The sequence below is a fragment of the Myceligenerans indicum genome, from assembly GCF_016742955.1.
Classification (GTDB): domain Bacteria; phylum Actinomycetota; class Actinomycetes; order Actinomycetales; family Cellulomonadaceae; genus Myceligenerans; species Myceligenerans indicum.
Window position 1 is genome coordinate 158,873 of the sequence record NZ_JABBYC010000001.1, and the last position, 13,891, is coordinate 172,763.

9 protein-coding genes are annotated in these 13,891 nt (G+C 74.7%); 5 read left to right on the forward strand and 4 right to left on the reverse strand.

Going from position 1 to position 13,891, the window contains the following annotated elements; translation table 11 throughout:
* Nucleotides 1–51 precede the first annotated feature (51 nt).
* The gene (locus HGK34_RS00630) at nucleotides 52–897 is read right to left on the reverse strand and encodes an alpha/beta fold hydrolase (RefSeq protein WP_201844629.1); all 846 of its coding nucleotides are present in this window, start codon (nucleotides 895–897) and stop codon (nucleotides 52–54) included.
* A 169-nt stretch (nucleotides 898–1,066) separates the two neighbouring features.
* On the opposite strand from HGK34_RS00630, the gene HGK34_RS00635 reads away from it, so the two are divergent.
* Together HGK34_RS00635 and HGK34_RS00640 are read left to right on the forward strand one after the other, a co-directional pair.
* On the forward strand, nucleotides 1,067–2,008 hold the full coding sequence (locus HGK34_RS00635; RefSeq protein WP_201844630.1) for a PHP domain-containing protein: 942 nt from the start codon (nucleotides 1,067–1,069) through the stop codon (nucleotides 2,006–2,008).
* Nucleotides 2,005–2,631, forward strand: a complete 627-nt coding sequence (locus HGK34_RS00640) for a MarC family protein (protein WP_201844631.1) — start codon at nucleotides 2,005–2,007, stop codon at nucleotides 2,629–2,631. Before HGK34_RS00635 ends, HGK34_RS00640 begins: the two co-directional genes overlap by 4 nt.
* A 113-nt stretch (nucleotides 2,632–2,744) precedes the next feature.
* Here the strand turns inward: HGK34_RS00640 and HGK34_RS00645 are convergent, their stop codons facing one another.
* The 3 genes from HGK34_RS00645 to HGK34_RS00655 form a co-directional block, all read right to left on the reverse strand.
* Nucleotides 2,745–3,041 (reverse strand): DUF1905 domain-containing protein, encoded by a 297-nt coding sequence (locus HGK34_RS00645; RefSeq protein WP_201844632.1) that lies wholly within the window; start codon nucleotides 3,039–3,041, stop codon nucleotides 2,745–2,747.
* A 93-nt stretch (nucleotides 3,042–3,134) separates the two neighbouring features.
* A complete protein-coding gene (locus HGK34_RS00650; RefSeq protein WP_201844633.1) occupies nucleotides 3,135–4,805 on the reverse strand; it encodes a DEAD/DEAH box helicase in 1,671 nt (556 codons plus the stop codon).
* A gap of 559 nt (nucleotides 4,806–5,364) precedes the next feature.
* Nucleotides 5,365–5,586 carry a DUF3107 domain-containing protein gene (locus HGK34_RS00655; protein WP_201844634.1) on the reverse strand — a complete coding sequence of 74 codons (222 nt, stop codon included), beginning with the start codon at nucleotides 5,584–5,586 and terminating at the stop codon, nucleotides 5,365–5,367.
* A 187-nt stretch (nucleotides 5,587–5,773) separates the two neighbouring features.
* Between HGK34_RS00655 and HGK34_RS00660 the strand changes: the two genes are divergently transcribed.
* The 3 genes from HGK34_RS00660 (at nucleotide 5,774) to HGK34_RS00670 (ending at nucleotide 13,866) form a co-directional block, all read left to right on the forward strand.
* Nucleotides 5,774–6,655, forward strand: coding sequence for a DUF3152 domain-containing protein (locus HGK34_RS00660; RefSeq protein WP_201844635.1), 882 nt, complete (start codon nucleotides 5,774–5,776; stop codon nucleotides 6,653–6,655).
* Nucleotides 6,656–6,808: 153 nt separating this feature from the next.
* Nucleotides 6,809–10,213 carry a PD-(D/E)XK nuclease family protein gene (locus HGK34_RS00665; protein ID WP_307815604.1) on the forward strand — a complete coding sequence of 1,135 codons (3,405 nt, stop codon included), beginning with the start codon at nucleotides 6,809–6,811 and terminating at the stop codon, nucleotides 10,211–10,213.
* Nucleotides 10,210–13,866 (forward strand): UvrD-helicase domain-containing protein, encoded by a 3,657-nt coding sequence (locus HGK34_RS00670; protein ID WP_372433058.1) that lies wholly within the window; start codon nucleotides 10,210–10,212, stop codon nucleotides 13,864–13,866. Before HGK34_RS00665 ends, HGK34_RS00670 begins: the two co-directional genes overlap by 4 nt.
* Nucleotides 13,867–13,891 lie beyond the last annotated feature (25 nt).

Below are 13,891 nucleotides of genomic sequence, written 5' to 3' on the forward strand. Positions count from 1 at the left end.
GGGCCGGCGTGCGGCGCCCGACCAGGCCTTCCGGACCCGGCCGTCGCCCCCTCAGACGGTTCGCGGCGCGGAGAACGCCGCCAGGGCGCGGGTCAGGACCTGGTTGAACGACGTCGGGTCGTCGGTGTTCACGTCGTGGCCGGCGCCCGGGACGACGACGAGTGCCGCGTCCTGGGCTGCCCGCAGGTGCCGCCGCTCCTCGAGCCGCATGGCGTCCCGCGCACCGTTGACGAGCCACACGGGGGCGTCGACGCGGCGCAGGTCGGCCAGGGACGACCGCCCCGCCAGGTGCGTCAGCGCGTCGGTCACCACGCGCCAGCCCGGCCGGTGGATCTCGGCGCTCTGACCGGGCGCGACGGCGACCTTCCGAAGATCGGCGCCGCCGGGCGCGGGCGCCACGAGCTGCGCGGAGCGCCCGAGTGGGGAGGTGGCACGGAGGATGTCGGACATCCTGGACATGGCCGTGCGGGCGCCGCCGACGGTGTTCACGAAGCCCTGCGCGAGGTCGCGGTACAGCGCGACCGGCTTGCCCTTCGGGTCGGAGGTGCAGCCCACGGCGATCACGCCCGCGAGGCGGCTGGTGTGCGGGGTCCGCCGCGCCGCCCACGCGAGCGTGGTGTAGCCGCCGAGGCTGAGGCCGACGACGGCGACCGGGCGGTCCGGACCGAAGGCCGCGACGGCGTCGTCGATCACCTCGAAGGCGCGCGGCATCGTGAACCTCTCGCCGTGCAGGGCGCCGTGCGCGGGGAGGTCGACGGCGGTCGCGTCGTGGCCGAGGCGGTGTACGTGAGTCAGCTGCTCCCGCCAGATCGCCGACGACGTGCGCATGCCGTGCACGAAGACCACGGCGGGTGGAACGGGCGCCTGCGCAGGCGCCGGTGCGGGATCGAGATCCATGACAACCATGGTGCGGCAGCGATCTGTCCGGTGGGCGTCCTGCGGGCGCAGTCGTTGTGAAGACCGGGTGCGCGCCGGACGTCACGCCCACCGCGCGGGCGGCCGGGGCGTGCCGGACGTCACGCCCACGGCGGAACCGCGCGAGGCCCGGTAACTCTAGACTCGGTCCGTGATCGACCTCCACACCCACTCCACGGCGTCGGACGGTACCGATACCCCGGCGCAGGTGATGAAGGTCGCTGCTGCCGCGGGTCTCACCGTCGTCGCGCTGACCGACCATGACACCACCGCCGGCTGGGCCGAGGCAGCCGCCGCGGCGGACCTCGGGGGCATCGCCCTCGTGCGCGGCATGGAGATCTCGGCGCACGCGCTCGTCGGCGGCCGCCCCGTGGGCGTGCATGTGCTCGCCTACCTGCACGATCCCGGTCACGCCGGGCTGCGGGCCGAACTCGACAGGACTCGCACCTCCCGCGCGACGCGGGCGGAGCGGATGGCGGGACTGCTTGCCGAGGACTACCCGATCACCTGGGAGGACGTCCTGGCGCAGACCGAGCCCGGCACCACCATCGGGCGGCCCCACCTCGCCGACGCGCTGGTCGCCGCCGGCGTCGTGGCCGACCGCGACGAGGCGTTCGCCACGATGCTCCGCACGGGAAGCCGGTACTACGCACCCCACTACGCCCCGGACGCCGCTGAGGTGGTGCGGCTGGTGCGCGAGGCCGGGGGAGTTCCCGTGTTCGCTCATCCGGGGGCGGACGGGCGCGGGCGGATCGTTCCCGACGAGACGATCGCCGAGCTGGCCGCCGCGGGGCTCGCCGGGCTGGAGGTGGCGCACCGCGACCACGAGGAGCGCACGCGTCAGCGGCTGTCGGCCCTGGCGGAGGAGCTCGGACTGCTCGTGACCGGTTCGAGCGACTACCACGGCCGGGGGAAGACGAACCGGATCGGGGAGAACACGACCTCGCCGGAGGCGCTGGCCGAGATCGAGACGCAGGGTGCGCTTCCTGTCCTGTGGCCGGACAGCCCGGGCGGTGGCGTGGCGGACGCCACCGAGGCATCGTCGCGCGGCGGCGGGGCCACCTCGGGGAGCGGTGCGGGGGAGCAGGCATGAACGAGCTGCTCGCGCTGTTCGCGACGGTCTTCGTGACGCTGTTCGTCATCATGGACCCGCCGGGAACGGTGCCGGTGTTCCTGGGCCTGACCAGCAGCATGGACCACAAGCGCCGCAACCGGGCGGCGCGTCAGGCGATCCTCGTGTCGTTCCTGGTGGTCGTCATCTTCGCGGTGTTCGGCAAGTACGTGCTCGCGTACATGGGCATCTCGCTGCCCGCGCTGCGCGCGTCCGGTGGCCTGCTGCTGCTGTTCGTGGCGATGGAGCTGCTGACGGGCAAGGCCGAGGAGCCGTCGGCGTCCGCGAACACCAATGTCGCCATGGTGCCGCTCGGTACCCCGCTGCTGGCGGGGCCGGGCACGATCGTGGCGGTGATGGTGTTCGTCGAGGAGCATGCCACCCTCGCGTCCTGGGCGGTCATCGGTGCTGCCGTCGTGGCGGTACACGTGTGCGTGTGGCTGTCGATGCGGTTCGCGAACATCATCCAGCGTGTCCTGCGGGACGACGGCGTCACCCTGGTCACGCGGATCGCCGGTGTCCTGCTGGCCGCGATCGCGGTGCAGATGATCGCCACGGCGGTGACGCAGTTCGTGACCGACCCGGAGCTGCTGCTCGGGCACTGACGCGGCCGTAGGCCTCCGGCGTCGTCGGGCAGCCGTGTCTCGACGGCGGGCGACCGCAGGGGCGGTCCCCGGTGGCGGGCCGGGCGCTGAGTCTGGCCGGGCGCTGAATGCCGTCAGAGGTCCACGGTCTCCAGCGTGACCGCGACCGGTTCCCGGGGCGTCAGCGACTCCTTGGTGCGGACCGCCTTCTTCATCGGCAGGACATAGCCGCGCTCCCGGTCGGACGGGAAGACCGACGTCTGCCAGGTGGTCGACCCCACGGTGACCCGGACCCGGATCGACCCGAAGCCGCGCGGGGGGACCGGGAGGTCGGCCAGCTCGTCCGACACGTCGGCCGGGACGGAGACGAACCACCAGGACTCGGTCCTGGCTTCCCATTGCCAGAGCGGAGCGACGAACGAGGCATGCATGGGACGGATCGTATTCCTCTCCGGTCTCGCACGGTCACGCTCCGGACGCGACGGAACGCGGCCGGCACCCCGGCCGCGTTCCGGATGAGGTCGTCAGCTCTCCTGCGGCGGAGTGGCCGGCCGGCCGCCGCGCGTGCGGCGACGGTTCCGGGTACGACGACGGCCGGCCGTGCCGTCGGCATCCCCTGTACCGGCAGCCGCTGTACCGGCAGCCGCGTGGTCCGCGGCGCGCGTGCCGTCAGCGGGCGCGCCGTTCCGGCCCTCCGGCGCGGCACCGCTGCGTGCACGACCGCTCGAACCGTTGCCGGGGCGACCGCTCCGGCCCCGGCCGCCGCCGGCGGGGGCACCGCCTCGGCCGCCACGGCTGTGGCCGCCCGAACCGGCACGCTTCCCGGTCTCGCCGAGGTCCTCGAGCCGCTCGCCCTCGAGGCCCTCGAGCACGCGCTTCTCCTGGGGCAGGCGCCCCTTCGTGCCCTCGGGGATGCTGAGGTCCGAGTACAGGTGCGGGGACGTGGAGTAGGTCTCGACGGGATCGGGGATGCCGAGCTCGAGGGCCTTGTCGATCAGCTTCCACCGGGGGATGTCGTCCCAGTCCACGAACGTGACGGCCGTGCCCTTGTTCCCTGCGCGGCCGGTACGGCCGGTGCGGTGCAGGTAGGTGCGCTCGTCCTCCGGGCACTGGTAGTTGACCACGTGGGTGACGTCGTCGACGTCGATGCCGCGGGCTGCGACGTCGGTGGCGACGAGCACGTCGATCTTCTCGTTGCGGAAGGCGCGCAGCGCCTGCTCGCGGGCGCCCTGGCCGAGGTCGCCGTGGATCGCGCCGGCGGCGAACCCGCGGTCGCGCAGCTCGTCGGCCACCTTGGCCGCGGTGCGCTTGGTGCGGGCGAACACGATGGTGCGTCCGCGGCCGGTGGCCTGCAGCAGCCGCGCCAGGACCTCCACCTTGTCCAGTGCGTGCGCCCGGTACACGACCTGCGCGATGTTCTTGACGGTGGCGCCCTCGTCCGGGTCGGCCGCACGGATGTGCGTGGGCTGCTTCATGTACCGGCGGGCCATGCTCACCACGGCACCCGGCATCGTGGCGCTGAACAGCATCGTGTGCCGCTGGGCGGGGGTGCGGGCGAGGATCTTCTCGACATCGGGCAGGAACCCGAGGTCCAGCATCTCGTCGGCCTCGTCCAGCACCACCGTGCCGGCGCGCAGCAGCGTCAGGTGGCCCTGGTTCATCAGGTCGATCATGCGGCCGGGCGTGCCGACCACGACGTCCACGCCCTTCCTCAGCGCCTCGATCTGCGGCTCGTAGGCGCGCCCGCCGTACACCTGCACGATGCGCACCGAGCGCTTCGCCGAGGCCGTGGTCAGGTCGTTCGCGACCTGCACGGCGAGCTCACGGGTCGGCACGACCACGACGGCCTGCGGCTTGCCGGGGGCGACGAGCTGGTCGTAGCCCTCCTCGCCCGGGGCGACGATGCGGTGCAGCAGCGGAACGCCGAAGCCCAGCGTCTTGCCGGTACCGGTCTTGGCCTGGCCGATGATGTCGTGGGCGCTCATCGCGACCGGCAGCGTCATCGCCTGGATGGGGAACGGGTGGGTGATGCCCGAGTCACGCAGGGCGTCGACGATCTCCTCGCGGACGCCGAAGTCCGCGAAGGTGACGTCCTGTGCCTGGATCGCGGAGGGCGTGCTGAGGTCGGGGGAATCGGAAACGGTCTCGGCCGTGTTCGCGGCCGGGCTGTCTGTGGTGGTCACTGGCGCCTTCATCTCATCATCGGCGCGGCAGCTGGCCCCCTGCGGGCGATCGGCACGCGCCGTTCGTGTGGCAGCCGATCGTGAATATTCGTCGCGGGCCGGGCGCCGTCGTGGCGCCGCGGGCTACGCGTACCGCGGGGCGGCCGGACGGCCGGAGCGCGGAGTCGGAAGTCGTGAACAGGACGACCGGGCAACCGATTACGTGGCTCATGGTACGCGGTCGAGGTTTCCGCGTCGTTATCGCGGGCCGCGTGGCCGGGGCCCGGCGGCGCCGTTCCGCGAAGCCGTCCGCACGCGGCGCCGTGCGGCCCTGGTGCGGTCGGGCCGGACGGCCGGCGGCCGCCGGACTGGTCACGGGCCTGGCCTGACCGGATCCGGAGCACCGCCCGGCGGTGGGGGGCGAGCACGCGTTCGCCGGCCGCCCCCGCCCGGGTGGGTCCTTCGTCACGTCGGGGCTGTGCGACCTTCCCCGTGGTCCGCCGCGGGCGGGTGCCGCGCTTCCCGGCCCCCGTCCGCCGCGCCCTTTGGTGCATCGCGCGCTCCCCGGCAGGTCTGCGCGTCCCTCGGCGCGTCAGAGCGAGCCGAACCCGACCTTCCGCTGTTCCTCGGTGCCGATCTCGACGTAGCCGATGTGCCGGGCGGGGACGACGACGCGGCGGCCGCGCGCGTCGGTGAGCTCCAGGACGCCGTCGGGCAGCGCCTTCCTCACAGCGGTCGCGACCGCGTCGGCAGCCTCCTCGGTCTCGACGACGACCTCGCGCGGCAGGTGCTGCACACCGATGGTGACTTCCACGTTCACTCCTTCACGTGCCCGGACGGGCGGCGGGTCGCCGGGGGATCCCGGCTCGTCGCGATCCTAACCACGGTGGGCGCCGCGGACCGCGCGGTTTCGCCGAGGGCCGATGCGCGGCGCGTCGCCGCGCGCGGTCACGCCCGCACCGTACGTGACCTGTTCGTGACCTCGTGGCACGATGTTGCTCGTGCAGAAGACTCCCCGCCCCGGGCGTTCGGTCGTGGCACTCGTGCTCGTGCTGGCGGTGGGTGTGGGCGCCGGTGCCGCCGTCATGGCGTACCAGAGCCCGGACGAGTCGGTGGTCGCCGTCCGGGGCATCCTGGAACGCGTCACGGGGCCGGACGAGGCGCCGGGCAGGGGAGGCGCGGCGGCCGAGGCCGCGGCGGCCCCGTCGTCCGGAGCGGTGCACGACGGCCGGCCGGACGACGGTTCGGGCACGGGGGCGCTCGGCGCCCCGACACCCGAGCGGGCGGCCCGGCGGGCCCCCGCGCCGAGCCCCACGCCGGACGAGGGCTCCGGGCTGTTCGACGACGTCGAGGTGCCGAGGAACACCTCCGGGAAGCTTCGCACAGTGAAAGGGAAGGAAGACGCCCCGGGTGACGGCAGGGTGTTCACGGTGCGGGTCGTCGTGGAGAAGGGGCTTCCCGTCGACCGAGCGGTGTTCGCCCATGCGGTGATGACGACGCTGAACGACGACCGCGGCTGGTCGTCGGTGGACGGCGTGACGTTCGCGCGGACGGACGCCGACGACTACGACTTCCGCATCGTGCTGGCCGGCCCGCGGACCACGGACGAGCTGTGCAGCCCGCTGGACACCGGTGGGACGCTCTCGTGCGGGGTGGTCGGCTCGGTCGTGCTGAACTTCGGGCGCTGGGCACACGGTTCCGATGCCTGGAACAGCGACGTGCGATACCGGCAGTATCTCGTGAACCACGAGGTGGGGCACGTCATCGGGCATCCGCACGACCAGTGCGCCGGCAAGGGGAAGAAGGCCACGGTCATGGTGCAGCAGACCTTGTCGACACAGGGCTGCCGCCCGGAGCCGTGGCCGGCGCCGGGCAGGGGCTGACCGGACCTTCCCCCGACGGGCGGTCTCCTCGCGCTGCCCGCGCCCTGTCCGCGCCGCGGTACGTCTCCCTGCCGGCGGCGGCTTCCGGGCGGCACACGCCGGACGGCCTGCGTGGACAGCGCGGTGTCAGTGTCTCGTGATGGGATGCTGCGCGTGACGACAGCATTCCCGAGACTCCGGCTGGTGCCACCCGGGCAGGGCCCGCGTGGCAGGGACGCCCGTGCGCTGGACGACACCCAGTCCGAGGCCGTCGGGGCAGCGTCGTCGCGGCCGGTCACGTTGGTGGCGGGCGCCCCGGGAACGGGGAAGACGACGGTCGCCGCGCAGGTGGCCGTCGAGGCGTTGCGGGCCGGCACGGCGCCGGAGAGGGTACTGGTCCTGGCGGCGTCGCGACGGTCCGCGGCGAGGATGCGAGACGATGTCGCCGCGCGGGCGGGCCGGACGGTCGGGGCACCCATGGTGCGTACCGTGGCATCCGCGGCGTTCTCGATCCTGCGTACCCGGGAACTCGCGCTCGACGCACCGCTGCCCACCCTGGTCTCGGGCCCGGAGCAGGATCTGATCCTGGCCGAGCTGCTCGCCGGGCATGCCGTCGGACAGGGCACGGGACTCGAGCTCCCGCCCGGCCTCCCGGCCGATTCCCTGTCGCTGCGCGGCCTGCGTCAGGAGCTGCGTGACCTGCTGATGCGCGCCGCGGAACGCGGGCTCGGCCCCGTGGAGCTGCACCGTCTGGGCCGGGCGCACGACCGGCCGGAGTGGGTGATGGCCGCCAAGCTCTACGAGGAGTATCTCGACGTCATGACGCTGCGGTCGGGGACGCCCGACGCCGGCGCGCGGTACGACCCCGCCGTGGTCGTCGACGAGGCGACGCACGCGCTGCGGTCCTGGGAGCAGGACCTGCCCGGACTGCCCCGTCCCACGTGGGACCTAATCGTGGTGGACGACTACCAGGAGGCGACCGCCGCCACCGCCCGCTTCCTGCACGTGCTGCACGACGACGGCGCCCGGCTCGTGCTCCTGGGCGATCCGGACAGCGCGGTGCAGGGCTTCCGCGGCGCGGCGCCCGGGCTGGTGGGGCGCGCCGCCGGGAGCCCGGGACCGGTGGGGGCGTTCGACGCGGCGACGGTCGTGCTCGGCACGGCGTGGCGCCAGGATGCGGCGCTCCGCGAGGTCACGCGTGCCGTGACGGGCAGGGTTCCGGTCCTGGCGAGCGCGCTGCACCGTCGTGCGGCCTCCCGGCCGCGGGACGAACGGGACGACGACGCCCGGGAGGCCGAGTCCGCGGCGGTGCGGGAGGCCGAGTCCGCGGCGGTGCGTGTGGCCATCCTGCCGGGCCCGGCGCAGGAGGCCGCGTGGATCGCCCGCGAGCTGCGGGCCGAGCATCTCCTGTTCGGCACTCAGTGGGAACGCATGGCGGTGATCGCGCGCAGCGGCACGCGGCTGGGCGCGCTGCGCCGGGAGCTGGCGTCGGCCTCGGTCCCCGTGGCGCTCCTCGGTTCGGACCTGCCGCTGCGGGACGAGCCGGCGGTGGCGCCCCTGCTCGCGGCCGCCCGTGTGGCCGCCGGTGCGCCTCGCGGCAGTCTGGAGGCACTCATCGCCTCGGAGATCGACGGCGAGGCGTCCGGTGCGCTCGATGCCGATACGGCGGCCCTCCTGCTCACCTCGCCGGTCGGCGGGCTCGACGCCGTCGCGCTGCGCCGCCTGCGCCGCGCGCTGCGGTCGGAAGAACTGGCGGACGGCGGCGGCCGCACCTCGGACGCGCTCCTGGTCGAGGTGCTGGGGGACCCGGCCCGGGCCGGTCTGCTCCCCGAGCCGGTGCGTCGTGCGCCCGTCCAGGTGGCCACCGTGCTCGCGGCGGGCCGAACCGCCGCGGCCGAGCCCGGCGCGACGGCCCAGACGGTGCTGTGGGCGGTCTGGGCCGCCACCGGCCTCGCGGAGCGCTGGCGCAAGTACGCCCTGGGAGGCGGGCCCGGAGCGCTGCGCGCCGACCGGGACCTCGACGCCGTGCTCGCGCTGTTCCGCGCCGCGGAGACGTTCGTGGACCGCATGCCGGGGGCGCCGGTGTCGGCGTTCGTGGACTACCTGGAGTCGCAGGACCTCCCGGCGGACTCGCTGGCGGCGTCCGGTTCCGGCGCGGGTGCCGTCGAGGCACTCACCCCGGCCGGAGCGGCCGGGCGCGAGTGGGACGTCGTGGTGGTGGCCGGCGTCCAGGACGGGGTCTGGCCCGATCTGCGGCTGCGCGACTCCCTGCTCGGTTCGCAGGCGCTGGTCGAGCTGTACGCCGGGCGTGCGGACGACGCCCGGGTGCATGGGGCGGAGGCGCGCCGCCAGGTTCTCGCGGACGAGCTGCGCGCGTTCGCCGTCGCGACGTCCCGTGCCCGGCGCCGGCTGCTCGTGACCGCTGTCGAGGACACCGAGGACGCACCGAGTGTCTTCTGCGACCTCATCTCCCCGCGCGACGACGACGGCGACGGTCCCGATCCGCGCCGCACCGTCGTCGGCCCGCCGCTCGACCTGCGTGGGGTCGTCGCCGCGGCGCGCGCGGAGCTGGTGCGGGCGGTCACTGCGGGCGGCGCGAGACCCCGTGACGGCGCGCAGCCGCGTGCGGCGTCGGAGGAGCAGCGGCCCGCGGCGATACCCGGTGGGGCGCCGGAGGGACAGGAACCCTCCGGGCACGACCCGTCCGCACGCGCGGCGGCCCGGCTGCTGGCCGACCTGGCGGCGGCCGGAATCGCGGAGGCCGACCCGACCACCTGGTACGGCGTGGCCGGAGCGTCCAGCGACGCGCCGCTGTGGGGGCCGCGCCAGACGGTGACGGTCTCCCCGTCGAAGGTGGAGACGGTCACGACGTGCGCCCTGCGCTGGGTGTTCGAGGCGGCCGGAGGCACGGCGCCGGACGCGACCCACCAGAGCCTCGGCACCCTGCTGCACTCCATCGCGCAGGACATGCCGCAGGGTTCCCTGCACGAGCTGAAGGCCGAGCTCGACCGGCGCTGGCCCGAGCTCGCCCTGCCCGAGGGCTGGCCGTCCCGGCAGCTGCGGGGGCGTGCCGAGCAGATGGTCGAGCGCCTGGCCGCCTACCTGGCAGGCTCCGGCGAGCCGCTGCTCGTGGAGGCCGACTTCGACCTGCGCGTGGGACGGGCGCGGCTGCGCGGCCAGATCGACCGGGTCGAGGACGCCGGCGACGGCGGGGTCCGCGTCGCGGACCTGAAGACCGGCAAGTCGGCGCAGTCGAAGGCGGAGTCTGCGGAGAACTCCCAGCTCGGGGCCTACCAGCTCGCCGTGGAGCAGGACGCGCTCGACCTGCCCGGCGGCACGGTCAGCAAGGGCGCGAGCCTGGTGTACGTCGGCACGCCGACCACCGGCGCGACGGTCCGCGACCAGCCCGCGCTCGCACCCGGACCGGACGGCGAGTCGTGGGCGCGCGACGTGGTCGAGCAGGCGGCGGACACGATGGCGTCGGACAGCTTCGCGGCACAGCGCAACAAGCTGTGCGACATGTGCTCGGTGCGTCGCTCCTGCCCGTTGCAGCCCGAAGGGCGCAAGGTGGTCGAGTGAGCCAGGACGCCCTGTTCGGTGACGACTTCGCCATCGACGACGACCCCTACCTGACGCGTGGCGACGACGCGGCCGGTCACCTGCGCCGGACCCAGGACCGGGCGCTGTCGGAGGCCGGCCGTCCGCGGCTGACCGCCCGCGCCATCGCACGGCTGCTCGGCCGGCCCGAGCCCACCGACGAGCAGACCGCCGTGATCGAGGCGCCGCTGGAGCCTGCCCTGGTGGTCGCGGGCGCCGGATCGGGCAAGACGGAGACGATGGCGGCACGGGTCGTGTGGCTCATCGCCAACCGGCTGGTCTCACCCGAGGAGGTGCTCGGCCTGACCTTCACCCGCAAGGCCGCCGGTGAGCTCTCCCAGCGGGTCCGCACCCGTCTGGCCCAGCTCGCCCGCGCGCTCGGCGAGGAGTCGGGCGAGGCTCTTCCGGGCGCAGGCGACCTGGCGATCGAACGTCCCACCATCGCCACCTACAACGCCTACGCGGCCGGGCTCGTGGGCGACCACGGCCTGCGGCTGGGCGTCGAGCCCAGCGCACGCCTGCTCGGAGAGGCCGAGCAGTGGCAGCTCGCGTCGCAGGTCGTGGAGTCCTGGGCGGAGGACCTGGGAACGGACAAGGCGGTCAGCACCGTGACGGCGGCCGTTGTCACGCTGTCGGGCGCGCTGGGCGAGCACCTGCTCGACCCGGCCGGTGCCCGCGCCCGCCTCGACGCCATGGCCGACCACCTGGACTCGATCCCGCTCGGCGAGAGACAGCGCAAGCGCGCCAAGGACGTCGAGCAGCTCATCGGCTCGGTGGCCGAGCGCGCCCGCCTCGTCGACCTGGTGGTGGAGTACCGACGTCGCAAGCGGGTCGCGGAGACCCTCGACTTCGGGGACCAGGTCGCGTTCGCAGCCGAGCTCGCCCGCTCCGTTCCCGCCGTCGGCCAGGCGGAACGCTCCCGGTTCGCCGTCGTGCTGCTCGACGAGTACCAGGACACCTCCTACGCCCAGGTCGAACTGCTGGCGGGACTGTTCGGCGACGGGCACCCCGTGATCGCCGTCGGAGACCCCCACCAGTCCATCTACGGCTGGCGCGGCGCCTCGGCCTCCGGACTCGCCCGCTTCCCCGAACGGTTCCGCCGGGACGACGGCGTCGTCGCACCCGTGCACTACCTCTCCACCTCGTGGCGGAACGACGCCGCGGTGCTCGCCGCGGCGAACGTCGCGGCCGCACCGTTGCGCGCGGCCCGCGGCTCCGGTTCCGGAGTGCACGTGCCACCCCTCGACCTGAGGCCCGGCGCCGGCCACGGCCGAGTGGACGCGCACGTCGCCGCGACCGCCGAGGAGGAGGCCGCCGCCGTCGCCGAGTGGGTGGCCGCCCGCTGGCGCCCCGGCAGCGCGCCGGGCGGGCGCGTCACCGCGGCCGTGCTGTGCCGCGCACGCTCGCAGTTCACCGCGGTCGAGGTCGCGCTGCGCTCCGCGGGGCTGCCCGTCGAGGTCGTGGGGCTCGGCGGACTCCTCACCACCCCGGAGGTGGTCGACGTCGTCGCGCTGCTGGAGGCCGCCCACGACCCGTCGCGCGGCGACTCGCTCCTGCGTCTCCTCACCGGACCACGCGTCCACCTCGGCGCCGCCGACCTGCTCGCCCTGGGATCGTGGGCGGCGGACATCGCCCGAGAGGACGACCCGCGCCGGACCGGCACGCCTGTCCAGGACGGGGAGCCGCAGGAGGATCCGGCCGGTGAGCCCGCCGACGGCCCCGGGCCCGACGACGTCACCGTCGTCGAGGGGGACGTCGTCGACCATCGTTCCATCGTCGACGCCCTCGACGCCCTTCCCGAGCCCGGGCAGGCGTCCCGGGACGGGCGCGTCCTCACCCCGGCGGGACACGCGCGGCTGACGGCGCTCGCCCAGGTGCTGCGGGGAATGCGAGGCCTGACGTATCTCTCGCTGCCGGAACTCGTGGTCCAGGCCGAGCGGGCGCTGGGCCTGGACGTGGAGGCGGTCACCGCCGCGGCGCTCGCCGGCGCCGGTGCGGCCGGTGCGGTGAGCGACCGCGGGCGGGAGCACCTCGACGCGTTCCGTGACGTCGCCGCGTCGTTCGCGCAGTCGGCGGACGTGGCCACCCTGGGCGCGTTCCTCGCCTGGCTGGGTGTGGCGAGCACCCGGGAGAACGGTCTCGACATGCCGGTGCGCGAGCCCGATCCGGACGCGGTCCAGATCATCACGGCGCACGCGGCCAAGGGCCTGGAGTGGGACGTCGTGGCCGTGCCCGGCCTGGTCGGGGGTGTCTTCCCGGCATGGGACCGCGGCTCGCGGTCGGGCGAGAAATCGAGCGGCTGGCTGAGCGGGCTCGGGGAGCTTCCCTACCACCTGCGCGGCGACGCCGAGGACCTGCCCGCGTTCCGGTGGGAGGCGGCGTCGGACACGAAGGAGCTGGTGGCGCTGCGGGAGGAGTTCAGGGAGGACTGCGGCGCCCACCGGCTGGCGGAGGAGCGACGGCTCGCCTACGTGGCCTTCACGCGGGCGCGCCGCGACCTGCTGCTCACCGGCTCCTGGTGGGGCACGGCGACCCGGCCGCGCACCGTGTCGGTGTTCCTGGAGGAGCTGGCCACCGCCGGTCTCGTGACCACGGAGAGCTGGGTCGCGCCCCCGGACCCCGATGCGGAGAACCCGCGCGACCTGGTCGTCGAGACGGCCGTGTGGCCGGGCGGGGACGGCCATGCCGGCCCTGGTGCCGGAGTCGCCCCGCGCGGGAGCGGCGTGCCGGACGGGGCGCCCGACGCGGCGCCGGAGCCGGACGAGCACGCGCGGCCGGGGATCGCGCAGCCGGGCGGGCGGACGGCCACGGCACCGGCACCGTCCGTGCGGGAGGTGCTTCGCGCCACGGCGGCGCTGGTCGACCAGGAGGCGGACGCCCTGGCCGCCGAGGCGTCGTCGGACACGCAGGAACGGCCGTCGGACCCGCTGACCGCCCCCGCCGGCGTCCTGCGCGACGTCGCCGGGAACGACCTGGTCGAACTGGCGGCGATGCTGCTGAGCGAGCGTGCGGAGCGTGACCGGGGCCTCGTGGAGTTCCCCGCGCACGTCTCCGCATCGGGCCTGGTGCGCCTTGCCGCCGACCGGGACGACTTCACCCTTCAGCTCCGGCGCCCTGTCCCGACGCAGCCCACCGTGCACGCGCGGCGCGGCACCCAGCTGCACGCGTGGGTGGAGCAGTTCTACCGGTCGGCCTCCCTGCTCGACGTCGACGACCTGCCCGGCGCCGAGGGTGACGACCTGTCCGCCGACACCGACCTGGCGAAGCTCCGGGAGACGTTCCTGCGCTCGGAGTGGGCCTCGCGCACGCCGATCGCGGTGGAGGCGGACGTCGAGACGCCGGTGGCCGGGGTCATGCTGCGCTGCCGCATGGATGCGGTCTTCCCCGATCCCGACGGGGTGCCGGGGAGCGTCGTCGTCGTCGACTGGAAGACCGGGCGCGAGCCTCAGGACCGGGAGGCGCGCGCGGCGCGTGAGGTACAGCTCGCCGTGTACCGGCTGGCGTGGTCCCGATGGACGGGGCTGCCCCTGGAGCGGGTGAGCGCCGCGTTCTGCTACCTGGGCTCCGACACGACCGTCCGCCCGGAGCGCCTGCTCACCGAGCCGGAACTGGAGGAGCTGATCCGCGGGAGCTGATGCGCCAGGGGAGGCGCTCGCGCGG